General features: G+C 63.9%; 21 protein-coding genes and 3 tRNA genes. 8 read left to right on the top strand and 16 right to left on the bottom strand.

What is annotated here, in order from left to right:
- Window positions 1-175: 175 nt before the first annotated feature.
- Complete coding sequence (locus ABD654_RS06915) at window positions 176-1,144, top strand: homoserine kinase (RefSeq protein ID WP_344703618.1); 969 nt, start codon at window positions 176-178, stop codon at window positions 1,142-1,144.
- A 75-nt stretch (window positions 1,145-1,219) separates the two neighbouring features.
- Here ABD654_RS06915 and tdh read toward each other — a convergent pair whose 3' ends face one another.
- The 11 genes from tdh to ABD654_RS06860 form a co-directional block, all read right to left on the bottom strand.
- On the bottom strand, window positions 1,220-2,260 hold the full coding sequence (gene tdh, locus ABD654_RS06910; RefSeq protein WP_344703604.1) for an L-threonine 3-dehydrogenase: 1,041 nt from the start codon (window positions 2,258-2,260) through the stop codon (window positions 1,220-1,222).
- Window positions 2,257-3,450, bottom strand: a complete 1,194-nt coding sequence (locus ABD654_RS06905) for a glycine C-acetyltransferase (protein WP_344703602.1) — start codon at window positions 3,448-3,450, stop codon at window positions 2,257-2,259. Before ABD654_RS06905 ends, tdh begins: the two co-directional genes overlap by 4 nt.
- Window positions 3,447-4,955 (bottom strand): Na+/H+ antiporter NhaC family protein, encoded by a 1,509-nt coding sequence (locus tag ABD654_RS06900; RefSeq protein ID WP_344703601.1) that lies wholly within the window; start codon window positions 4,953-4,955, stop codon window positions 3,447-3,449. Before ABD654_RS06900 ends, ABD654_RS06905 begins: the two co-directional genes overlap by 4 nt.
- A gap of 208 nt (window positions 4,956-5,163) precedes the next feature.
- Window positions 5,164-5,736: a DUF2726 domain-containing protein gene (locus tag ABD654_RS06895; RefSeq protein WP_344703600.1), complete on the bottom strand. Its 573-nt coding sequence runs from the start codon at window positions 5,734-5,736 to the stop codon at window positions 5,164-5,166.
- A gap of 195 nt (window positions 5,737-5,931) precedes the next feature.
- A tRNA-Thr gene (locus ABD654_RS06890) sits at window positions 5,932-6,007 on the bottom strand.
- 75 nt (window positions 6,008-6,082) lie between these two features.
- Window positions 6,083-6,157, bottom strand: a tRNA-Gln gene (locus ABD654_RS06885).
- Window positions 6,158-6,162: 5 nt separating this feature from the next.
- Window positions 6,163-6,238, bottom strand: a tRNA-Phe gene (locus ABD654_RS06880).
- Between the two features lie 115 nt (window positions 6,239-6,353).
- Window positions 6,354-6,626: an oxidative damage protection protein gene (locus tag ABD654_RS06875; RefSeq protein WP_344703598.1), complete on the bottom strand. Its 273-nt coding sequence runs from the start codon at window positions 6,624-6,626 to the stop codon at window positions 6,354-6,356.
- Window positions 6,627-6,667: 41 nt separating this feature from the next.
- Window positions 6,668-7,801 carry an A/G-specific adenine glycosylase gene (mutY, locus tag ABD654_RS06870; RefSeq protein WP_425552736.1) on the bottom strand — a complete coding sequence of 378 codons (1,134 nt, stop codon included), beginning with the start codon at window positions 7,799-7,801 and terminating at the stop codon, window positions 6,668-6,670.
- A 6-nt stretch (window positions 7,802-7,807) separates the two neighbouring features.
- A complete protein-coding gene (locus ABD654_RS06865; RefSeq protein ID WP_344703597.1) occupies window positions 7,808-10,105 on the bottom strand; it encodes an AsmA family protein in 2,298 nt (765 codons plus the stop codon).
- A complete protein-coding gene (locus tag ABD654_RS06860) occupies window positions 10,102-10,548 on the bottom strand; it encodes an acetyl-CoA sensor PanZ family protein (protein WP_344703596.1) in 447 nt (148 codons plus the stop codon). Before ABD654_RS06860 ends, ABD654_RS06865 begins: the two co-directional genes overlap by 4 nt.
- Window positions 10,549-10,756: 208 nt before the next feature.
- Between ABD654_RS06860 and hisB the strand changes: the two genes are divergently transcribed.
- The 5 genes from hisB to ABD654_RS06835 are packed head-to-tail and all read left to right on the top strand — an operon-like array spanning window position 10,757 to window position 14,101.
- Window positions 10,757-11,350 carry an imidazoleglycerol-phosphate dehydratase HisB gene (hisB, locus tag ABD654_RS06855; protein WP_344703594.1) on the top strand — a complete coding sequence of 198 codons (594 nt, stop codon included), beginning with the start codon at window positions 10,757-10,759 and terminating at the stop codon, window positions 11,348-11,350.
- A gap of 10 nt (window positions 11,351-11,360) precedes the next feature.
- A complete protein-coding gene (gene hisH, locus ABD654_RS06850) occupies window positions 11,361-12,002 on the top strand; it encodes an imidazole glycerol phosphate synthase subunit HisH (protein ID WP_344703592.1) in 642 nt (213 codons plus the stop codon).
- Window positions 12,003-12,040: 38 nt separating this feature from the next.
- Window positions 12,041-12,787, top strand: coding sequence for a 1-(5-phosphoribosyl)-5-[(5-phosphoribosylamino)methylideneamino]imidazole-4-carboxamide isomerase (gene hisA / locus ABD654_RS06845; RefSeq protein WP_344703590.1), 747 nt, complete (start codon window positions 12,041-12,043; stop codon window positions 12,785-12,787).
- Window positions 12,784-13,557, top strand: a complete 774-nt coding sequence (gene hisF / locus ABD654_RS06840; protein ID WP_344703588.1) for an imidazole glycerol phosphate synthase subunit HisF — start codon at window positions 12,784-12,786, stop codon at window positions 13,555-13,557. The genes hisA and hisF overlap by 4 nt, the downstream gene beginning before the upstream one ends.
- 22 nt (window positions 13,558-13,579) lie before the next feature.
- Window positions 13,580-14,101, top strand: coding sequence for a hypothetical protein (locus ABD654_RS06835; protein WP_344703586.1), 522 nt, complete (start codon window positions 13,580-13,582; stop codon window positions 14,099-14,101).
- Window positions 14,102-14,141: 40 nt separating this feature from the next.
- On the opposite strand, the gene ABD654_RS06830 is transcribed toward ABD654_RS06835, so the two are convergent.
- A complete protein-coding gene (locus ABD654_RS06830) occupies window positions 14,142-14,738 on the bottom strand; it encodes a YjaG family protein (protein ID WP_344703584.1) in 597 nt (198 codons plus the stop codon).
- Window positions 14,739-14,839: 101 nt separating this feature from the next.
- On the opposite strand from ABD654_RS06830, the gene ABD654_RS06825 reads away from it, so the two are divergent.
- Entirely contained in the window at window positions 14,840-15,529 is a 690-nt protein-coding gene (locus ABD654_RS06825; protein ID WP_344703582.1) for a type 1 glutamine amidotransferase, read from the top strand.
- Here ABD654_RS06825 and mnmH read toward each other — a convergent pair.
- The 4 genes from mnmH to ABD654_RS06805 all read right to left on the bottom strand — a co-directional run bounded on the left by mnmH (window position 15,526) and on the right by ABD654_RS06805 (window position 19,711).
- Window positions 15,526-16,650 (bottom strand): tRNA 2-selenouridine(34) synthase MnmH, encoded by a 1,125-nt coding sequence (gene mnmH, locus ABD654_RS06820; protein ID WP_344703580.1) that lies wholly within the window; start codon window positions 16,648-16,650, stop codon window positions 15,526-15,528. The two genes, ABD654_RS06825 and mnmH, sit on opposite strands and share 4 nt — an antisense overlap.
- Window positions 16,647-17,699, bottom strand: a complete 1,053-nt coding sequence (gene selD / locus ABD654_RS06815; RefSeq protein WP_344703578.1) for a selenide, water dikinase SelD — start codon at window positions 17,697-17,699, stop codon at window positions 16,647-16,649. The genes mnmH and selD overlap by 4 nt, the downstream gene beginning before the upstream one ends.
- A 74-nt stretch (window positions 17,700-17,773) precedes the next feature.
- Window positions 17,774-19,150 carry a DNA repair protein RadA gene (radA, locus tag ABD654_RS06810; RefSeq protein WP_344703576.1) on the bottom strand — a complete coding sequence of 459 codons (1,377 nt, stop codon included), beginning with the start codon at window positions 19,148-19,150 and terminating at the stop codon, window positions 17,774-17,776.
- 111 nt (window positions 19,151-19,261) lie between these two features.
- The gene (locus ABD654_RS06805; RefSeq protein WP_344703574.1) at window positions 19,262-19,711 is read right to left on the bottom strand and encodes a copper resistance protein NlpE N-terminal domain-containing protein; all 450 of its coding nucleotides are present in this window, start codon (window positions 19,709-19,711) and stop codon (window positions 19,262-19,264) included.
- A gap of 175 nt (window positions 19,712-19,886) precedes the next feature.
- Between ABD654_RS06805 and hisC the strand changes: the two genes are divergently transcribed.
- Complete coding sequence (gene hisC / locus ABD654_RS06800; protein WP_344703572.1) at window positions 19,887-20,948, top strand: histidinol-phosphate transaminase; 1,062 nt, start codon at window positions 19,887-19,889, stop codon at window positions 20,946-20,948.
- Window positions 20,949-21,212: the final 264 nt, after the last annotated feature.

Genomic DNA, 21,212 nt, shown 5'->3' with positions numbered 1-21,212 from the left:
TGTTTGCCGCCAACGTTGGCCGCTATAATACGCGCAGTGGCGCCGGTCCGGCGAGCACCGGCAGCGTTTGCCCGGGCGTTACCCGCGAGCAGCGCTGCGTTGTTCCGCAGCAACGCTGCCAAGTGAGACCTTGAGCCGCTACAATACGGGGCTTGGCAACCTGAGCGAGATTCTCATGGCTGTATTCACTCCGCTTGGCGACGCGCAGGTCGCTACGTTTCTCGAATCTTTTGACGCAGGCCGGCTGGTGTCGCTGCAGGGCGTGGCCGGCGGTACGGAAAATTCGACGTTTTTTGTCACCACCGACCGGCGCGACCTGGTGCTCACCCTGTTTGAACAGGGCGAGCAGGAGGAGCTGCCGTTTTTTGTCGATCTGCTGGACTATCTGGACGAGCGCGGCTTGCCGGTTCCGGCGCCGCTGAACGACCGCGACGGCGTCGCGCTCAAGCGCCTGGCGAACAAACCGGCGCTTTTGTTCCCGCGCCTGCCCGGCCGCCACCCGGAGCACCCAAGCCTTGAGCAGTGCCGGGTGCTGGGCGATACCCTGGGCCGCATGCACGTACTCTCCCAGCGCTTTTCCGGCCATCGCCCCAACCCGCGGGATTTGAGCTGGCTTACGGCCATGCACCACAAGGTGCTGGGCTTTTTGCGCCAGCAAGACCAGACGCTGATGAAAAACGCCGTGGACGACTTCGAAGGCGAGTTTGCCGCCCGGGGCGAGCTGCCCCAGGGCGCGCTGCACGGCGATCTGTTTCGCGATAACACCCTGTTCGAGGGCGACAGGCTCGGCGGCATCATCGATTTTTACAACGGCTGCACCGGGGATCTACTGTTTGATCTCGCCATTGTGATCAACGACTGGGCCACCGGTGAAGACGGCCGGCTGGATCAGGCGCGCCACGACACGATCATCAACGCCTATCAGGCGCGCCGGGCGCTCACCGCCGACGAGCGCGCGCTGTGGCCTACCATGCTGAGCATGACCGCACTGCGCTACTGGCTATCCAGGCTTTTAGTGGTGTATGTCAACCCGCCGGCGCATGACCTGACGCCTCACGATCCCACGCAGTTTCGCACCATCTTCAAGGCGCGCCAGCTGCACGGCGCGCTGCCGCTGCCTGAGGCCCCGGCGCACACAGCGTAGAGACAGCACGTACCGGCCGAGGCCTTGGCGCACGCCAAACATCGATGGCCTCGGCTCGCTTGGCAAGCTTCAGCGTCAGCCCGAAGACGCGCTGTCCCAGTTCATGACCACCTTGCCGGAGCTGCCCTCTTCCATGATGGCGAAAGCCTGCTCGTAGTCGTCCGCGGCAACGCGGTGGGTGATAACCGGTTCCAGGTCCAGCCCGGACTGGATGAGGCTTGCCATCTTGTACCAGGTCTCGAACATTTCCCGGCCGTAGATGCCGCGAATGGTCAGCCCCTTGAAGATCACCCGGCTCCAGTCGATGGGCATTTCGCCCGGGGGGATGCCCAGCATCGCCACCTTGCCGCCGTGGTTGATGGCGTCAAGCAGCTGATCGATGGCCGAGGCCACGCCTGACATTTCCAGCGCCACGTCAAAGCCCTCGGTCATATCAAGCTCGGCCATGACATCTTCCAGCGATTCCCGGGCAACGTTGACCCCGCGGGTCACGCCCATGCGGGCAGCCAGCGCCAGGCGCTCATCGTTGACGTCGGTAATCACCACATGGCGCGCGCCGACGTGGCGGGCGACGGCGGCGGCCATGATCCCGATGGGGCCGGCGCCGGTAATCAGCACGTCCTCGCCCACCAGATCAAACGCCAGCGCGGTGTGCACAGCGTTGCCGAAGGGGTCAAAAATCGCCGCCAGATCAAAAGAGACCTCATCGGGCAGCTTAAAGAGGTTGTAGGCCGGCAGCGTCATGTACTCGGCAAAGGCGCCCTGGCGGTTGACGCCTACGCCCACGGTGTTGCGACACAGATGGCGCAGCCCGGCGCGGCAGTTGCGACAGTAGCCGCAGGTAATGTGGCCCTCGCCGGAAACCCGGTCGCCCACGGCAAAGCCGTCCACGCCTTCGCCCAGCGCGACGATCTCGCCGCTGTATTCGTGGCCGGTAATCATCGGCACCGGCACGGTTTTCTGCGCCCACTCGTCCCAGTGGTAGATGTGCAGGTCGGTACCGCAGATGGAGGTGCGGCGAATCCTGATCAGCACGTCGTTGTGGCCGGGCTCGGGCACCGGTGCGTCGATCATCCAGATGCCGGGCTCGGCGTGGCTTTTGGCCAGGGCTTTCATGCAATCACCTCCAGTTCGCGGCCGATACGGGTAAACGCCTCAAGGGCGGCGTCGATCTGTTCCGGGGTGTGCGCCGCCGACATCTGGGTGCGAATGCGCGCCTGCCCCCGGGGCACCACCGGAAAGGAAAAGCCGATAACGTAGATGCCCTCGGCCAGCAGCCGCTCGGCGAAGGTCGATGCCAGCCGGGCGTCGCCCAGCATCACCGGGATGATCGGGTGGTCGGCGCCGGTCAGGGTAAAGCCGGCTTTTTCCAGCCCCTGACGAAAGCGGGCGACGTTGTCCCACAGCCGGCCGCGCAGCTCGCCGCCCTGCTCCACCATGTCGAGCACTTCATGGCTTGCCGCCACAATCGGCGGCGCCAGCGCGTTGGAAAACAGGTACGGCCGCGAGCGCTGGCGCAGCCATTCGACGATCGCCCCGCGCGCGGCGGTCACCCCGCCGGAGGCGCCGCCCAGCGCCTTGCCAAGCGTGGTGGTGATGATATCAACCCGCCCCATCACGCCGTGGTATTCGTGGGTGCCGCGGCCGCCCTCGCCCAGAAAGCCGGTGGCGTGGCAGTCGTCGATCATCACCATGGCGTCGTATTTCTCCGCCAGATCGCAGATCGCGGTGAGGTTGGCCACCACGCCGTCCATGGAAAAAACGCCGTCGGTGGCGATGAGCTTGAAGCGCGCGCCCTTGGCGTCGGCCTCCTGCAGGCGCGCTTCAAGTTCGGCCATGTCGTTGTTGGCGTAGCGGTAGCGCGACGCCTTGCACAGGCGGATGCCGTCGATGATCGAGGCGTGGTTGAGCGCATCGGAAATCACCGCGTCCTCGGGGCCCAAAAGCGTCTCAAACAGCCCGCCGTTGGCGTCAAAGCACGAAGAATAGAGAATCGCGTCGTCCATGCCCAGAAACTCTGCCAGGCGATGTTCCAGCCGGCGGTGCTCGGCGTGGGTGCCGCAGATAAAGCGCACCGACGCCATGCCCAGCCCCTGCTCGTGTAGGCCGCGCTCGGCGGCGGCGATCAGCGCCGGGTCGTCGGCCAGGCCCAGGTAGTTGTTGGCACAGAAGTTGATCACCTCGCCCTGGGCGACCTCGATCCGCGCCCGCTGGGGCGACATCAGTTCGCGCTCGTGCTTGTAGAGGCCTTCTGCGTGAAGCTCGTCGAGCTGGCTCTGCAGCTGTTGCTGAAACGCTCGGGTCATACTTTTTCTCCCTCGGCTGCGGTGTGTGTTGATTTTTCCGGCGGCGCTTTCAGCTCTTGCCCGCCGGGGCCTTCATAGCGACGGCCCCAGCCGGTCAGCACCGCCACGAGCATGATGACCACCAGCAGCCAGCCCTGGAAGACAAACGGAAACACCTCGGTGGGGGCAACGCTTGGCAGCCAGTCGTAGGTTTCCTGCATCAGCTTGATCGTGGACCACCCCAGCAGCACCGGCGCGCCCCAGGGAAAAATATAGCCCAGCGCTGAGGTCATCGCGTCAAGCATGTTGGCCCGGCGGTAGCGGTGAATGCGGTAGCGCTCGCCCAGCTCGCGCACAAAGGGCGCGGCGGCGATTTCGGCGGCGGTGTTGATGGTAATGGCGGTGTTCAAAAGCGCCACAATGCCCCAGATGGCAAGCTCGGCGCGGCGCACGGAGTTCTTGATCCAGCCCACCAGCTTACCGGTAACCACTTCCATGGTGCCGCCCAGCTTGAGCAGATAGGCCGCCGCGACGATCAGCAAAATCAGAATCGCCATGTTGACGTAGCCTTTCACGCCCTGCACCAGCGCGCCGGTCATCACCGTGTCGGCTTCGGCATCAAAGCCGATGATATCGCCCAGCACGCCGGTACCGGCCAGCAGAATCACCGGAACGGAGGCGATGATACCCCAGGTCAGCGACGTCAACAGGTGCTGGCCGGACAGCGCCAGCACCAGCACCAGCGCAAACGGCGCCAGCATCAAAAGGCCCATGGGATCGGTAGACGCCATCATCGACTCCAGCGCCGCCGGGTCGGCAAAGCTTGCATCTCCGCCGCCGCCGAATACGGCAAACAAAATGGCGGTGGGGATCGCCGCGGCAATGGAATACTTGAAGCGGCTGCGCACCACGCCGGGCACGTCGGCCCCTTGGGTGGTGGCCGAGACGATGGTGGTATCGGATACCGGCGCCAGGTTATCGCCAAAAATGGCCCCGGAAAGAATCGCGGCGAACAGCATGGTCGGGTCGCTGCCCACGGCCACGCCCGCCGGGTACATCAGCGTACAGAACGCCACCGTGGTGCCGTAGCCGGTGCCCACCGCAGTGGAAAAGATGCCCGCCAGCAAAAACGTCATGGCCACAAACAGCCCGCCGGTCACGTCGGACACGCCGCCCAGCCACACAAGGCCTTCGACCAGCCCGCCGACCTGCAGCACCTGGGCGAACATACCGGCAAAAAACCAGGCGACAATGGCGACCACGCCTACCGGCTGGGTCATGCCTTCAAAAAGGCCGTTGGCATAGTCTGACCAGCGGCTTTTACAGCAGAAAAGCCCCAGCACAATGCCAAACAGCGCGCCCATCACCAGACCTATCTCTGAAGACAGGCCCAGCACGCTGATGGTAACGGCCCAGACGACAAAAAAGGCCAGCGGCACGGCCGCACCCAGCGCGCCGAAGCGAAAGCTCAAAGACGCGATGGGCGGCGGCTGGGACTGCCCGGACGACGTAGTGGGCTCTGCCATGTCATTTCTCCTTGTATGCAGCGTAGGCATCAACGCGGTGTGCAGTGCCACAGCGCGCCGGCCGCCGAGATCCGCAGCGGTATCTGCCGGCAAAGCGGCTGCAAGCGTTCATTTTTTACCTAGACAAAGGTCAAAGTAGAGGATATGCAGCGCGCAGAAAAGCATCGCCGTCTTACACCATAGGCGTAGATCCCTGGCCCGGCGACGGCTACGCCGAAAGGCGCTTGGCGGCCTTGCCCCGCTTGGCGGGACGGGCGCGAATGGCCGAACGGATCTTTTTTTGCAGCACGGGCACCGCATACTGCTTGGCGGTGGGGATGCGCAGCAAGGGCATGCCGGCCTGAGCAAAGGCGGCGTTGACGAAAGCGTCGCGCCGGATGCGCTCCCGGCGCCCGTGCGTGGCGTCGTCCAGCTCGATGCAGCACGCCACTCGTCCGCTTTCGGGGTCGACCAGCACATAGCCGACGTGCTTCTGGCTGATACGCGAAAAGGCGCGCAGCCATTCGCCCCGGGGCAGCCGGGGGTCGTGCTCCACGGCAAGCACATCAGCGATTCTGACCTTCCCCATAAGCAGCCAGTCGTCGCCCACGGCCTTTTGCAGCGCCCGGGCAAAGCGCCATTCGGCGCGAGTAAAAAGATAATTGCGTGTCTGGTAGCGCGCACGGCGCGTAGACCTCGGTCGCAACCTCTTGAACAGGGCAATGCCAAGTGCAAGGACAACGACGCCGGCAAATCCCCAGACAAGCGGGTTGTTCAGATACTCCGGCCTGCTAAAGGTCACATCAAAAGGGAACGTAAAAGAAGGCATAAAAGGGAGCTCAAAGGGCAGAAACATCCGCAACGCACACCTGAAGCCGAAGGATAGCCGTGGAGATCTACGGAACAGCTATGTGGCGTATTATGCAAACGCAAAAAAGCCGCCCTTCGGGGCGGCTTTTTATATTCTCTAACGCACTGACTGCAAAGGCTTTTGCAGTGGTGCCGACACCAGGAGTCGAACCCGGGACCTACTGATTACAAGTCAGTTGCTCTACCAACTGAGCTATGTCGGCGCTGCGTTTCTTGAGAAAACAAACATGCCGAGGCGATACGCTTTGGCACGTTCATCAAGAAAGAGTGTTGGCGAATGGCTGGGGTAGCAGGATTCGAACCTGCGCATGCCGATACCAAAAACCGGTGCCTTACCACTTGGCGATACCCCAACGGTTGGTGGCCGGAGACGGAATCGAACCGCCGACACGAGGATTTTCAATCCACTGCTCTACCAACTGAGCTATCCGGCCGCCGCCAACGGTGCGTATTAAACTAAAAGCGACGCCTTTCGTCAACTCTTTTGTAAAACTTTCTTTCGTTTCTGCCTTTGCTTTCCGCAGCTTATCTTCTACGCGGCTCAACGCCCTATGCCTGGGGCGGTACGTAGCCCTCGGCCCGATCCGTTTCGCGGTTGTCCAGAAAGCGCTCCATCTGCTCCATCAGGTAGGCCCGGGCGTCGGGGTCCAGCATATTGAGGTGCTTTTCGTTGATCAGGCGGGTCTGCAGCGCCTGCCACTCTTCCCACGCCTGCTGGGAGACGCTTTGCTGGATCTCCTGGCCTTTCTGGCCGGGAAGCGGCGGAAACGGCAGCGCTTTAAGCTCTTTTTGGTACTTGCGGCAAAATACGGTCTGACTCATGGCTGACTCCTTGCAGCAACGCGAAGTGATCATCTAACAGGCTACGCATGGCCCGGCGTATTATCCAGACGAAACGGCGCCCGCTCGGCGGCAAATTCCGTAAGCAAACGTTTGACCGGGGCGGCCAGCCCCAGCGCCGGCGGCCGATTGACGTCGTACCACAGACCGCCTTCACGCACCGTGCCCGCCGCATCGCAGGCCACGGGCTGAGGGGTAATCTCCAGGCGGAAATGGCTGAACACGTGGGTAAACGTCGGCCGCGCCGGCTCGTGCTCGGGGGCTTTGGCATGGGCCGCCAGCCAGTCCTTCAGCTGTTCGCGGGTATCGAACTGCGGCAAACACCAAAGCCCGCCCCAGAGTCCCGCTGGCGGGCGCTGCTCGAGCCACACGCGCCCCTGACCGTCGTGGAGCATCAGCATCAGCGTTTGCCGGGTGGGTACGGCCTTTTTGGGTTTGGGCTCGGGATAGCGGCGCTCCTCGCCCCGGGCGTGGGCCACGCAAACATCAGCAAACGGGCAAATCGCGCAGTCCGGCGCGGCGCGCGTGCACAGCGTCGCGCCCAGATCCATCATGGCCTGGGTGTAGTCGGCAAGTCGCGTATCAGGCGTGTAATGGTCCGCCAGCGCCCAGAGGCCGCGCTCTACCCGGGGCCTGCCGGGCCAGCCTGCTACCGCGTGCAGGCGGGTAAGCGTGCGCTTGACGTTGCCGTCGAGCATGACCGCGCGCTCGCCGGTGCTCTGGGCAATGATCGCCCCGGCGGTGGAGCGGCCGATGCCCGGCAGCGCAGTGAGCTCCTCCACGCTTGCGGTTGGCAGCTCGCCGCCGTAATCCTCCACTACCACCTGAGCTGCCCTGTGCAGATTGCGCGCCCGGGCGTAGTAGCCAAGTCCCGTCCACAGGTGCAGCACCTCGTCCTGCTCGGCGGCGGCCAGATCGCCAAGGGTGGGAAAGCGCTGCATAAAGCGCTCGAAATAGCCGATGACGGTGGCGACCTGGGTTTGCTGCAGCATGATTTCCGACACCCACACCCGGTACGGCGTGCGCAGCGCCTGCCAGGGCAGATCGTAGCGCCCGTATTGGTCGAACCAGTCAAGCAGGCGCTGCTGAAAGCGCGCCGGCTCAAGCACCGGTTCAGGCATGGCGGGCCGGCGTTGATGATGCTTGGGCTGTGACATGCAACCTCAATCAAACAGACGTTTCAGGCCGTCGCGCAGCTCTTGGGCCGCGCCTTCGCCGAGTTTCTCGTCGAGCTTTTCTTCAATGCGGCTGCCCACTTCGTCGCCCACCAGCCGCGACACGCTGTCGGCCAATGTGTCCTGATCCACCCGGCACCAGTCTCCCGGCTCGGCGCCCAGGCTGCCTTCGCAGCGCACCGGCAGCGCCAGTTTGGCAAGCCTTGGGTTGACCTTGCAGGCCGCATCAGCGGTATCCACCAGGCGAATGCTGGCCAACACGTCGAACTGCCGGTGGCCCGGGTCGTACTGCCCTTCGCCGTGAACGTCGATACCGGGCAGCGTGATCAGCACATCATCGCTTTGTACGACGCCGTCGCGCACGGTAAAGGTGGCATCCGCACGCTCAAAGCGGGTGTTAGCGTTCCAGTCGCGGGTGGTTTCGCGCTCCTGCACGGCGGCGACGGCTTCGCACAGCTGCCTGGAAACGTTAACGCCGGCGATCACACCGTCGTTAAGCTCGGCCTGGCCTTTGCCGTTGAGCCGGCGCAGCAGATCTTCACGGGTATTGCCTTGCGTGGTGAACGCACCGCCGGCGTCAAGCCGGCCGCTGAGCCTGGCATCGCCTTCGTTCAGCGTTTTTAAAAGCGGCGCCAGTTTGACGCCTTCAACGCGAGGTGCCAGCGCCCACTCCAAAGGTACTTGCCCGGCATCCAGCCGGCCTGTAGCGCTGAGCTTGCCGCCGTAGAAGCCGGCTTCCAAGGTCTTGAGTCGATGGCTGCCGTCGCGCCCTTGAAGCGCAACGCGAGGCGTGTCAAAGGTCAAGCCGCCCAGCGTCAGCGTGCCCAGCGCCAGCCGGCCGTCCAGCGCAAGCGAGGCCAGCAAAGGCTGAGGCAGCAGCGCAGGCGGGGCATTTTGCGCCAGCGCTCGGCGGACAGGCTCGATACCGGCCTGCTGAGCAGCCGCGGCAGGCAGGTAGCGATCGGCGTTGAGAGTGTCGCCTTCCAGATCAACGTCCAGCGCGGTACCGTCGAGATCGGCGGCAAGCGCTCCGGTCAGCGTGGTGTTATCGACCACCAGCGACAGCGGCGCCAGGCGAATGCGCTCGGCGTCGCCGTCTATCTGGCTGGTGAGCGAGACATCCGAGAAAGCGTCGGGATCGCGTATATTGGGCGTGACGCCCAGGCGCTTGAGCCAGGGGCGCAGCGACAGCGGTTTGAGCGTAAGCTGGCCGTCGTAGCGCAGCGCATCCCGCCAGTTTTCCAGCGTCAGCCGGCCTCGGGCACGCAGCTCGTCGGGGCCGGTGAGCCGCATGTCGTTGACGGTGGCAACCTGCTCGCCCCAGTCACCGTCAAAGGCAAACGTCAGCGCCAGCGCCAGACCGCCTTTCCAACCGTCAGGGTGGTGCAGGGTGCCTTTCAGCGCGCCGTCGGTGACGACAAGACGCTGATGGTCCAGACTCGCCTCGATGCGCGAGGCCTCAAGGCGCAGCGCCTGGGGCTCGGCATCGGGCACAAGCCGGGTGCGCGTTGCCAGGCGGGGGCTTTCCAGTACGAAGCCGTGCTCGGCCGGCGCCAGGGTGAGCCGCGTATCCAGCTCGATCTCGCTGCTGGCGGCCGGCGGGTGCGTCATCGCCTGGGCGTCAAGGCTTTCGTAGCGTGAAAGCGTCAGCGCGGCCTTGAGCGGAAAAGAGCGCTGCGGATTGACGTTGCTGCCGGTGACGTTGAGCTTGTCGACGTGCCAGAGCGTGCCGTGCCGGGCATCGCGAAAGCGAAGATCGGCGTTATTGACCTTGACGCTTGCAATGCTCAGCGCCACGTCCAGGCTGGCAGCGTCGGCGCCGGGACCGGCACTGGCCGGGGCCAGCACGGCTTCGGCTTTTTCGCCGCGCTCGGCCATGCGCTGAACCAGCGGCTCCCAGTTGCCTTCGCCCTGTTCGTTGCGACGCAGGTTCAGACGCAGGCCGTCAAGGGTCAGGCCGTCCACGGCGATTTCCCCGCGCAGCAGCGGGGCAAAGGCAACGCTGACCTCGGCCCGTTCCACGCCGGCAAACGGCGGAGTGTCCTTGTCCTGCTCGTCCAGCCAGGCTCGGGCTTTTTCCACGCTAACGCCGATGCGCGGATAAAACGACCACGCAAGCGCGCCGTCCAGCTCGATATCCAGCCCGGTCTGCTCTTCCACCACGGCGGTAAGACGCGGCTTGAAGTCTTCCGGGTCCATAAAAGTGGTCACATACACCACCGAGGCCACGGCCAGCATGCCCAGAATGCCAACGGCGGCCAGCACAATGCGCAATAGCTGCCTCATGATATCCCCCCGGCAGCGCCCACCCGCACATCTCCGTCGTGCGTGACGGCATAGCCCAGCCCGGTGAGCAGCCGCCCTTCGGCGGACGATGCCGAGGCGACGGCCAGGCGGGGGTGCGTGCTGCGGGCGACCTCATCGGCCACCAGCGCCAACAGCCGAGTGGCGACGCCGCGGCCGCGGGTCGTGCGGCGCACGCACAGCGCGCCCAGCTGCCAGGTACCGTCAGCGGCCGGGGTAATCGCCACCGCGCCCAGCCGCCGGGCGTTGAACAGCGCACAGGCAAAGCCGTTGCCGGCGCGCAGGTGGCGCGCGATAAACGACTCGACGGCATCCGGCGCCAGCTTGTCCGGGTCGGCATCCTGATAAATGCGCACCAGGTCGTGGCGGGCCTGAAAATCTTGTGCCCAGCGGGTCTGGTCTAGGTGTTGCAGTGTCACCGGCATGGTCATGGCTTCCTTTTGGCCCGGTCTTTCAAGCGTACCTGGTGCGCGCATTGTAGCCGATAGCCGGGGCGATTCACTATACTGGTGGCTTGCCGCAGGCCTGCCTTGTGACTTCGCTGGCCTGCGTGTTCAGCATGCGCGCTCGACGCGACAAGCGTGCGTCGCCATTGCTGTTTTTTTCAAGTGTGCCCACGCAGGAGAAGCCCCCATGTCAGCGCGTACCGCCACGGTCAGCCGTGACACCCAGGAAACGCAGATCAAGATCAGCGTCGATCTCGACGGCAGCGGCCGGCTCAACGGCAAAACCGGCGTGCCGTTTCTCGATCACATGCTCGACCAGATTGCCCGCCACGGCCTGATGGACCTGGATATCAGCGCCGCGGGAGACACCCATATCGATGACCATCACACGGTAGAGGATGTAGGCATTACCCTGGGCCAGGCGTTTGCCCGGGCGATCGGCGACAAGCGCGGCATTTATCGCTACGGTCACGCCTACGTACCGCTGGACGAAGCGCTTTCCCGGGTGGTGGTGGATTTTTCCGGGCGTGCGGGGCTATTCATGCAGGTCGCTTTTACCCGGGATACCGTGGGCGCCATGGATACTCAGCTATTCCAGGAATTCTTCCAGGGCTTTGTCAACCACGCCGCGGTGACGCTGCATATCGATAACCTCAAGGGCATTAACGTCCACCACCAGGCCGAAACCATTTTCAAGGCGTTCGGCCGGGCGCTGCGCATGGCGGTTGCCGAAGATCCGCGCATGGCCGGTCAGATGCCGTCGACCAAAGGCAGCTTATAAGGAGCACACCATGACCATTGCTGTGATCGACTATGGAATGGGCAACCTGCACTCTGTGGCCAAGGCGCTGGAGCATGTCACTGATGAAAACGTGATCATCACCCGGGATGCCCGCTGCATTCACGGGGCGACCCGGCTGGTGCTTCCCGGCCAGGGGGCCATCCGCGACTGCATGGGCGAACTTGAACGCACCGAACTGCGCGGCCTGGTGGAAGACGTGATTCGGCGCCAGGGCAAGCCGCTGCTGGGCATCTGCGTGGGCCAGCAGATGCTGCTGGAGCACAGCGAAGAAAGCGGCGGCGTGACCTGCCTGGGCGCGTTCAAGGGCGAGGTGAAGCGCTTCCCCGACGGCATGCGCGACCACAACAACGCCCGGCTGAAAGTCCCGCACATGGGCTGGAACCTGGTCGATCAGCACGGCGAACACCCGCTATGGAACGGCATTGATTGCCACGAGCATTTCTATTTCGTGCACAGCTACTACGTCGACGCCGCCGAAAAGACCGAAGTGTTCGGCACCACCCGCTACGGCCACATCAACGCCCATGTAGCCATTGGTCACCAATCCAGCTTTGCCGTACAGTTCCACCCGGAAAAAAGCTCCCGCGCCGGGCTGCGGCTGCTGGAAAACTTCGTCACCTGGTCACCGTAACCCGGACGCTCCATGCGTTTCACCAAGGTAAACATACCATGCTAGTCATTCCCGCCATTGATCTGAAAGACGGCCAGTGCGTACGCCTCAAGCAGGGCCGCATGGACGAAGCCACGTCCTACGGCGATGACCCCGTGGCCATGGCCGCCCGCTGGGTCGAGGCCGGCGCGCGGCGCCTGCACCTGGTCGATTTAAACGGCGCCTTTGCCGGCCAGCCGGTCAACGGCGAGGCGGTCACCGCCATTGCCCGGGCCTATCCGGATCTGCCCATCCAGATCGGCGGCGGCATCCGCAGCGCCGACACCATCGAGCACTATATAAACGCCGGGGTGTCCTACGTCATCATCGGCACCCAGGCGGTGAAAAAACCGGCGTTTGTCACCGAGATGTGCCGCGCCTTTCCCGGCCGCGTGATCGTGGGGCTGGATGCCCGAGACGGTTTTGTTGCCACCGACGGCTGGGCCGAGGTCTCCACGGTGAAGGCCACCGAGCTTGCCAAGCGCTTTGCCGACGACGGCGTCTCCTCCATCGTCTACACCGACATCGCCCGGGACGGCATGATGGCCGGCGTCAACGTCGAGGCCACCGCCGCCCTTGCCCGGGACGGCGGCCTGCCGGTGATTGCCTCGGGCGGGGTCACCAACCTTGAAGATATCCAGGCGCTGTGCGAAGTGGCTGACAGCGGCATTCTGGGCGCGATCACCGGCCGCGCCATTTATGAAGGCAGTCTGGACGTCGCCGAGGCCCAGCGGCTGAGCGATCGCCTGAGCGGAGAAAAATCATGAGCCTTGCCAAACGCATTATCCCCTGCCTGGACGTTGACGCCGGCCGCGTGGTCAAGGGCGTCAACTTCATCGGCATCCGCGACGCCGGCGACCCGGTGGAAATCGCCCAGCGCTATAACCAGCAGGGCGCCGACGAGATCACCTTTCTCGACATCACCGCCAGCAGCGACGACCGCGACACCACCGTGGACATGGTCGAGCGCATTGCCGGCGAGGTGTTCATTCCCCTGACCGTGGGCGGCGGCATCCGCCGCTGCGAGGATATCCGCACCATGCTCAACGCCGGGGCGGATAAAGTGGCGATCAACACCGCCGCGATCACTCATCCGGAGTTCGTCCGCGAAGCCGCCGAGCGCTTTGGCAGCCAGTGCATCGTCGTGGCGCTTGACGCCAAGCAGGTATCCCGGGAAGGCGAGGCGCCGCGCTGGGAGATTTTCACCCACGGCGGACGCAAGGAGACCGGCCTTGACGCGGTGGAGTGGGCAAAGAAAATGGCCGACTACGGCGCCGGCGAGCTGCTGCTGACCAGCATGGACCGAGACGGCACCAGGGCCGGTTTTGATCTGGACTTGACCCACGCCATCTCCGAGGCGGTGAGCGTGCCGGTGATCGCCTCGGGCGGGGTGGGCAACCTTGATCACCTGGTAGACGGCGTGCTCAAGGGCGGCGCCGACGCGGTGCTTGCCGCGAGCATCTTCCATTTCGGCGAATACACCGTCCCCGAGGCCAAGCGCTACATGACCGATCACGGTATCAAGATGCGGCTATAAGATGACGGCGTTTATTTCCGGCATGCCCTTTATTTCTGACATGGCGGCGCGCACCCCCAGGGCGCGCCGCTGGCTTATCGCTCTGCTGGCGAGCGCCACCCTTCCCTTGAGCGCATCGGGCAACGACTTCTGGCAATACGATCACACCTTTGTGCAAACCAGCCTGGCCACGCAGCACTTTTCCGGCAGTTCAGGCTACAACGAAGATCAGAACCTGATCGGTATCGAGCTGCACAACCCCGACCGCTGGCTGGCAGGCACGGCCTGGCTGAAAAACTCCTTCAACCAGCCCATATGGTATTTCTACGCCGGCCGCGAGTTTGCCTTCTGGCAGCCGGCGCCGAACCTGGAGTTTCGCGCCAAGCTCACCGCCGGCGCGCTGCGCGGCTACAAAGGCAGCAAAAAGCACAAGATTCCGTTCAACCACTACGGCGTTGCCCCGGCCGTTCTGCCGGCCGTTGGCGTGCGCTGGGGCAAGGTTGAAACCGACATGCTGCTCTTCGGCACCGCCGGCGTCATGCTCAACGCCGGCATCCGTATTTAATTCCCAAAACTGCCGGCGGCATCCGGCGGCCTCTGCTCGCCTATTCCGAGTCCAACGAAAGCCCCAGGTTGCTCACGCCCTCGTTTTTGCCCAGCCGGCGCACCTCTTTCAGCCGGTCTCTGGAAAGCGGCGGCGAGACGGCCTCAAGCACGGCGTCCTGAAAATCGTTTTCGTCGTCGGTAAGCGGGTGGTCACGCACCAGCAGCGCCAGCTTATCGGCGTCGTCTTCGCCTTCGGTCAGCTCAATAAAGGCGCGCACCCCGGCACGCGACGTGCGGCTGACGTCAAGCACCGCCTCGGGCGCTTCGCCGCGCCACGTATCCAGCAGCGCCGCCACCGATACCACCGCGTCCAGCGCTCGGCGAGCGCCGAAGCTGTCGTCCTCGACGGGCGGCTCACACTCGGCCAGCTTTTCCGCCTGGCGCTCGAAGTCGATACTTGCGCTGTGCACGGCAAGCTTTTCCCACACCAGGTCCAGCACGGTGCGCAGCGTGTGCGTATCGCCGTGGCCGGTGGTTTGCGCGTAGAGCGCGTAGTTGGGCAGCTGGCGCTCGGCCAGCGCCGCCATGAAAGCCTGCTGTGCGGGCCGGCCAAGCTGTTGAAGCCGCTGATAAAAGCCCGGTTTTTTTGACGCCATGTTAAAGTTCCTGTGCGTGCTTGCCGGGCCGGTACACAAAGGCTGCGTACTCACAGGCAAGGCACGTATTGCGAAAGTCATCGTTGGGTGAGGAGAATATCATGCACGTTCATCTGCTACAGCACGGCCCCCATCACGGGCCTGCGCGCCTTACCGACTGGCTTTCCAGCATGGGACACAGCTATACCGTGTTTCATCTGGACGACGGCGAAATTGCCCCGCGTCCGGGCGACAGCGATGCGCTGATCGTTCTCGACGGCGACGAGGCCCTGCTGGAGGCCCCGCCCGCCTGGCAGCGGGCAGAGCAAAAACTCATCGAGCGCTACCTGGACGGGCAAAAGCCGCTGCTGGGTATCGGCCTGGGAGCGCACCTGATCGCCGATGCGCTGGGCGCAACCGTAGGCCCCGGCACGTTTCCTGAAGCCGGCTTTCACGCCGTTCGCCTGGCCAAAGACGCAACGTTTGACCTGCCCGAGCAGTTTCACGCTTTTGTGTGGCACCGTACGGTGTTCAGCCTGCCGGATAACGCAACGCCGCTGGGCGCCAGTGCGGCGGCCCCGCTGCAGGGCTTTGCCTGGGACGACGGGCGCGTCATCGGCCTTCTTTGCCACCTGCACGCCACCCGGAAAAGCGCTGCCGCCCTGCTCGAAAACCAGGCCCCGCCGGCCGGCCGCGATGATTTCATTCAGCCGCAGGCCGACATACTTGCCGACGACGATGCTTTCCAGCGCCTTGCCCCGCTGCTTGACCGGGTGCTGTATCCGTGGCTGCGCACAGCGGTTGCCCGCTAACGCTTCAGGCCGCGCTGCTCTGCCTGCCACTGCCGGGCGGCGTCCAGACAGCTGTCCCAGTCGCCTACGTGGTACTCTTTCAGCCCTGCTTGCTGCTTGCGCGTTAGCTGATAGCGATACATGGGGTCATAGTATTCGGTCAAAAGCGGTGCCAGCCAGGCCTCGTGCGCCTGGCGATCGCCGCTTTCATGGGCGGCAAAGGCCAGCGCCTGTAGCCGCTGCAGCCGAGCAAGGCGAGCGCTGCCCAAACGCTTTTTCAGCCGCAGCAGGGCGTTGCCCAGCTGCTGGCGCATGCGCTCCCAGCCTTCTTGCTCACCGAAGCGCTCGCAGTGGGCGCGCTCCAGATCAATAATGTAGTCTTGGCGCAGCTGCTCCAGACGCCAGTCCAGGGGCATTTCCACACGGATACGCGGCGCCTGCTCCATCCCCTGCCAGAACGTCAGCGGAACGTTGACGTTACCCACCTGACGCGATTCGTCCTCCAGTATCAGCGGGCCGGAAAGTGCCATCAGACGCTGTGCCAGCGCGTGCTCAAAGTCGATTTGCGGCGGCGGCGGTTCGGGCATGCGGCCAAACGCCGAGCCCTTGTGGTTGGCAAAGCCTTCCAGATCCACGCCACACTCCAGCCGGTTGATCAGCACCGTCTTGGCGCAGCCGGTCAGCCCGCTGATCATCAGCATGGGCTGCTCGGCGGCGGCGTCAATGCGCGCGCAGAGCATCTGGCGCATGGCCTTCCAGCCGCCGTCAATGCGCGGGGCGGAGCAGCCGGCTTTTGCCAGCCACTGCTGGACAATTTGCGAGCGCATCCCGCCGCGAAAACAGTAGATCAGCGCATTCGGATGCCGGGCTAAATAATCGCACCAGGCGTTGACGCGCGCCGTTTTGACCGCGCCGCTGACGAGTTTTTCGCCCAGCGCAACGGCTTGCTGCTGGCCGTGCTTTTTATAGGCGATGCCGACCTGGTGGCGCTCGTCATCGTTCATCAATGGCAGGTTGACCGCGCCGGGCAGCGAGCCTTGCGCAAACTCGACCGGGGCACGCACGTCGATCAGCGGGCGGCCCTGACGTACAAGCTCCGCTTTTGGGGCTACGCTCGCCGTGTCGCTGCCAACCCCACTCACCCCGCCACCTCGTCGCTGTTGAAGCCGATTAGAGCGTCGCCGTTTTGGGCCTTGAGCGTGCCGAAGGCGGCAAGCTCGACGCCGTGTTCGCGGCCGATACGCTGCACGGCTTCTACGCTTGCCGGATCCACGGCCAGCAGCAGCCCGCCGGAGGTCTGCGGGTCGCACAGCCACTGCCAGTGCTCGTCGGCCATCTCCGGCAGCGCTGCCCCCAGCGCGGTGCGGTTGCGCCCGGTGCCGCCGGGCACGGCCCCCTGCCGGCGGTAGGTTTCCGCCGCCTCAAGGCGCGGCAGACGGGTGAAATCCAGGCTCGCGGCCACGCCGCTGGCGGCGCAAACTTCGCTTAAGTGCCCGGCAAGGCCAAAGCCTGTCACATCGGTCATGGCGTGCACGCCGGAAACGCCGGCAAGCTCAGCGCCGATGCGGTTGGAAACCAGCATGGTTTCCCGGGCAAGGCCCCGGTGCTCGTCGGCCAGCAGGCCGCGCTTTTCCGCGGTGGTGAGCATGCCTACGCCCAGCGGCTTGGTTAAAAACAACAGATCGCCGGGCTTGGCGGCGCTGTTGAGTTTTAAGCGTTCCAGATCCACCAGGCCGTTGACGGCCAGGCCAAAAATCGGCTCCGGGGCGTCAATGGAGTGCCCGCCGGCCAGGGCTACGCCGTGCTCGCGGCATACCGCCTGAGCGCCGGCCATCACGTCGCCGGCCACATCCACGCTGAGCTGATCCAGCGGCCAGCCGAGAATCCCCAGCGCCATGACCGGGTCACCGCCCATGGCGTAGACGTCGCTGATGGCGTTGGTCGCCGCGATACGGCCGAAATCGTACGGGTCGTCGACAATGGGCATGAAAAAATCGGTGGTGGCGATCATGCCGCGACCGTCGCCCAGGTCGTAGACGCAGGCGTCTTCACGCCCCTGGTTGCCCACCACCAGCCTGTCGCTTGCGGCGGGCGGGCCGGCCTTGGCCAGAATACCGTCGAGCACGTCGGGGGCGATCTTGCAGCCGCAGCCGGCGCCGTGGCTGTATTGCGTCAGGCGAATGGCGCTCATTGAGATATCTCCTTGCAAATCGGTGGTGCATCTTAACGCAGACGCCCACTTACGGCATATTGCGTACGTGGCGGCTATAGCGCATCCAGGGCATCGCTGAGCTTGTCCACCGGAATCACGTCCATGCCCTTGGGCGATTTTTTGGGCGCGTTGGCCCGGGGCACAATGGCCCGGGTGAAGCCGTGCTTGGCGGCCTCGGCGATGCGCTCCTGGCCGCTAGGCACCGGACGAATCTCGCCTGAAAGGCCCACCTCACCGAATACCACCAGCTCCCGGGGCAGCGCGCGGTTTTGCAGGCTCGACACCACCGCCAGCAGCACGGCCAAGTCGGCGCTGGTTTCCAGTACCTTGACGCCGCCCACCACGTTCAAGAACACGTCCTGATCGCCGGTAAAAAGCCCCCCGTGGCGATTGAGCACGGCCAGCAGCATGGCCAGCCGGTTGGGGTCGAGGCCCACGGCCACCCGGCGCGGGTTGCCCAGCGCAGATTCATCCACCAGCGCCTGGACTTCTACCAGAATCGGCCGAGTGCCTTCCCATACCACCATCACCAGGCTGCCCGGGGCCTGCTCTTCGTTGCGCGAAAGAAAAATCGCGCTGGGGTTTTTTACCTCTTTCAACCCCTGTTCGAGCATGGCAAACACGCCCAGCTCGTTGACCGCGCCGAAGCGGTTTTTCTGCCCGCGCAGGGTGCGAAAGCGCGAGTCCGACCCGCCTTCAAGCAAAAGCGACGCGTCGATCATGTGCTCGAGCACCTTGGGGCCGGCAAGCGTGCCGTCCTTGGTGACGTGCCCGACCAGCAAAAGCACGGTGTTGCTCTGTTTGGCAAAGCGGGTGAGTGCAGCGGCGGACTCGCGTACCTGGGCCACGCCGCCCGGAGCCGAGGCAATGTCTTCCAAGTGCATGGTCTGAATCGAGTCGATCACCAGAATATCGGGCTTTTCCCGCTCGGCCACGGCCAGAACGGTCTCGATGCTGGTTTCGGCGAGCATCTTCAGCCCCTCGGTCGGCAGCTGCAGCCGGTGGGCGCGCATGGCCACCTGAGAAAGTGACTCCTCGCCGGTGACGTAGATAATCTGGCGGGTCTGGGCCAGCTTGCAGGCCGTCTGCAGCAAAAGCGTGGACTTGCCCGCACCGGGGTGGCCGCCCAAAAGCACCGCAGAACCGGGCACCAGCCCGCCGCCCAGCACCCGGTCGAATTCGCCGAAGGTGGAGGTCATGCGCGGCACTTCGCTTAAGTCCACCTCGCCCAGGTCCACCACTTCCCGGGTCAGCGCGCCGCTGTAGCCGCCCCGCGACGCCGCCGCTGGCGCACCGGCCCCGGGGCGCGCCGGGGCAAGGCGCACTTCACTTAGCGTATTCCACTCTTTGCAGCTGGAACACTGCCCCTGCCACTTGCGAAATTCGGCGCCGCATTCGGTACACACAAAAGCGCTTTTGGCTTTGGCCACAGAACATGCTCCTCTCTCTTCCCTACCGTACACAGCAAAGGCGGCCCGGGGCCGCCTTTGCTTTGTTGCGCTTGCGTTGCCGTATCGCGACGGCGGGCGCCTTGTCTCATCTTACTGGCGCTTAAGGCGCAGCATTTCGCCGTTTTCAAAGCGGCGACGCTCGGGATCAATCAGCTCCAGCGTGCTTTCATCCAGGCGCAAAAAGTAATACGTCTGCCCTTCCGTGTCCGGCGTCAGCTCATATACCTTGGCATCCGGATTGGACGGCGTACCGGTAAGCACTTCCCAGCCGCCCGCGTAGTTTTCGTCCGGCGGGTTCTGCGGATGGTTTTTATAGGAAGCGGTAAGCGTAAAAGTGCGGTCCTGAGCGGCGTCAGACTCTTGGCCGACCATCTCCACGTCAAGGCCGATGCCGTCGCAGTTACGGCAGGGCAGCGTTCCCTGATAGGTGGCCGTCGTCGGTTCAATGGATTCTTGACTGGCCGTGTTCGCGGGGCCGCCGGCACAACCTGCCAGCAGCGATAGCATGGCCGAGCCGATCAGCACGCTTCTTAGTTGCATCGTTGAGCTCCTCATCGCATTCAACAGGTAAAATACACCCGAAACAGCATAACCGCTCCTTGCAAACACGCCCACCCCCTTTGCTCGGGTTGCCGGCGCTGTGCGAGTTACTTGCGCTTTTTTTCCCCCCAAGCGACCATGGCCGGCATTGTTTCCACCGATTCAGGTCATTGCCATGAGCCAATTCTGGAGCCCTGCCCTGCACGAGCTGACCCCGTACGTTCCCGGCGAACAGCCAACCGAGCAGGTCATCAAACTTAATACCAACGAAAACCCTTACGCACCGGCGCCGGGCGTCGGCCGGGTGCTGCGCGACTACGCCGCCAGCCATTTGCGCCTGTACCCTGACCCGGATTCGGTCGCGCTGCGTCAGGCGCTGGCGGCAACATACGGCGTGCCGGTCAGCAGCGTCTTTGCGGGCAACGGCTCAGACGAAATTCTCGCGTTCGCCTTTCAGGCTTTTTTTCGCCACGGCGCACCGCTGGACGTGCCGGAGCTCACCTACAGCTTCTATCCGGTCTATGCCAAGCTTTACGACATTGAGCTGCGTCAGCACCCGCTGAACGAACGATGGGAAGTCGACCTGGACGCGCTGACAAAGGCCGAGAGCAGAAGCGGCATTATTTTTGCCAACCCCAATGCCCCTACCGGCCACGCCCACTCGCTCGACGCGCTAAAAGCGCTGCTCAAGCAAGTAACCGACCGGGTAGTTCTGCTTGATGAGGCCTATGTAGATTTCGGTGCCGAAAGCGCCGCTGCGCTTACCCAGCGCTATCCCAACCTTTTAGTCACCGGTACGTTTTCCAAATCCCGCAGCCTGGCGGGTATCCGCCTGGGCTATGCGATTGGCTCACCGGAGCTGATCGACGGGCTCAAGCGCATCAAGGATTCCTTTAACTCATACCCCGTCGATCGGCTAGCCGAACGTGTCGGCATCGCCGCGCTGGAAGATACCGCGCACTTTCAGGCCTGTCGCGAAAGCGTTATTGCCACTCGCCAACGTACCCAAACCCGGCTGGAATCGCTCGGGTTTACGGTTCTGCCCTCTCAGGCCAACTTTTTACTGGTTGAGCATCCCGCTTATGACGGCGGCCAGCTGTTTGTCGGGCTGCGCGAGCGCGGCATTCTGGTGCGCCACTTCAATAAAGCCGGGCTGCAGAATTTTTTGCGCATCTCTATCGGCACCGACGATGAAATGAACTCGCTGATCGAAGTCCTGGAAACCCTTTGTGCCTGAAGCGCTGCAAACCTGGTAGCACATCGTGGCAGGGCGATGTATTGCGCAACAGCACAGCCGCAACGCCGCATTTGCGCGCTTCAGTGCGCTCCATCTGGTCGTTATTCCCTGCCCTCGGCCCTGTCCTGTCTCGCTTTTTCTTACGCACTTTTTCTTCCGCGCACACAAAAAACCCGGCACGTGGCCGGGTTCTCTGCGTATTAATGCCTGACGATGTCCTACTCTCGCATGGGGAGGCCCCACACTACCATCGGCGCTGAACGG

The sequence above is a fragment of the Halomonas cibimaris genome, assembly GCF_039537045.1.
In the GTDB taxonomy this organism is placed as follows: Bacteria; Pseudomonadota; Gammaproteobacteria; order Pseudomonadales; family Halomonadaceae; genus Vreelandella; species Vreelandella cibimaris.
Note: the sequence above shows the minus strand (reverse complement) of the source record. Positions and strands in the feature narration are given on the sequence as shown.

Excerpts from the sequence above, each read along its gene's own strand:
- ABD654_RS06805 (WP_344703574.1), bottom strand. The coding sequence starts at position 19,711 with ATGCAACTAAGAAGCGTGCTGATCGGCTCGGCCATGCTATCGCTGCTG.
- hisH (WP_344703592.1), top strand. The coding sequence starts at position 11,361 with ATGACCATTGCTGTGATCGACTATGGAATGGGCAACCTGCACTCTGTG.
- tdh (WP_344703604.1), bottom strand. The coding sequence starts at position 2,260 with ATGAAAGCCCTGGCCAAAAGCCACGCCGAGCCCGGCATCTGGATGATC.
- ABD654_RS06905 (WP_344703602.1), bottom strand. The coding sequence starts at position 3,450 with ATGACCCGAGCGTTTCAGCAACAGCTGCAGAGCCAGCTCGACGAGCTT.
- ABD654_RS06915 (WP_344703618.1), top strand. The coding sequence starts at position 176 with ATGGCTGTATTCACTCCGCTTGGCGACGCGCAGGTCGCTACGTTTCTC.
- ABD654_RS06830 (WP_344703584.1), bottom strand. The coding sequence starts at position 14,738 with ATGGCGTCAAAAAAACCGGGCTTTTATCAGCGGCTTCAACAGCTTGGC.
- hisA (WP_344703590.1), top strand. The coding sequence starts at position 12,041 with ATGCTAGTCATTCCCGCCATTGATCTGAAAGACGGCCAGTGCGTACGC.
- hisC (WP_344703572.1), top strand. The coding sequence starts at position 19,887 with ATGAGCCAATTCTGGAGCCCTGCCCTGCACGAGCTGACCCCGTACGTT.
- ABD654_RS06825 (WP_344703582.1), top strand. The coding sequence starts at position 14,840 with ATGCACGTTCATCTGCTACAGCACGGCCCCCATCACGGGCCTGCGCGC.
- selD (WP_344703578.1), bottom strand. The coding sequence starts at position 17,699 with ATGAGCGCCATTCGCCTGACGCAATACAGCCACGGCGCCGGCTGCGGC.
- ABD654_RS06835 (WP_344703586.1), top strand. The coding sequence starts at position 13,580 with ATGCCCTTTATTTCTGACATGGCGGCGCGCACCCCCAGGGCGCGCCGC.
- ABD654_RS06860 (WP_344703596.1), bottom strand. The coding sequence starts at position 10,548 with ATGCCGGTGACACTGCAACACCTAGACCAGACCCGCTGGGCACAAGAT.
- ABD654_RS06865 (WP_344703597.1), bottom strand. The coding sequence starts at position 10,105 with ATGAGGCAGCTATTGCGCATTGTGCTGGCCGCCGTTGGCATTCTGGGC.
- hisB (WP_344703594.1), top strand. The coding sequence starts at position 10,757 with ATGTCAGCGCGTACCGCCACGGTCAGCCGTGACACCCAGGAAACGCAG.
- ABD654_RS06875 (WP_344703598.1), bottom strand. The coding sequence starts at position 6,626 with ATGAGTCAGACCGTATTTTGCCGCAAGTACCAAAAAGAGCTTAAAGCG.
- hisF (WP_344703588.1), top strand. The coding sequence starts at position 12,784 with ATGAGCCTTGCCAAACGCATTATCCCCTGCCTGGACGTTGACGCCGGC.
- ABD654_RS06900 (WP_344703601.1), bottom strand. The coding sequence starts at position 4,955 with ATGGCAGAGCCCACTACGTCGTCCGGGCAGTCCCAGCCGCCGCCCATC.
- mutY (WP_425552736.1), bottom strand. The coding sequence starts at position 7,801 with ATGTCACAGCCCAAGCATCATCAACGCCGGCCCGCCATGCCTGAACCG.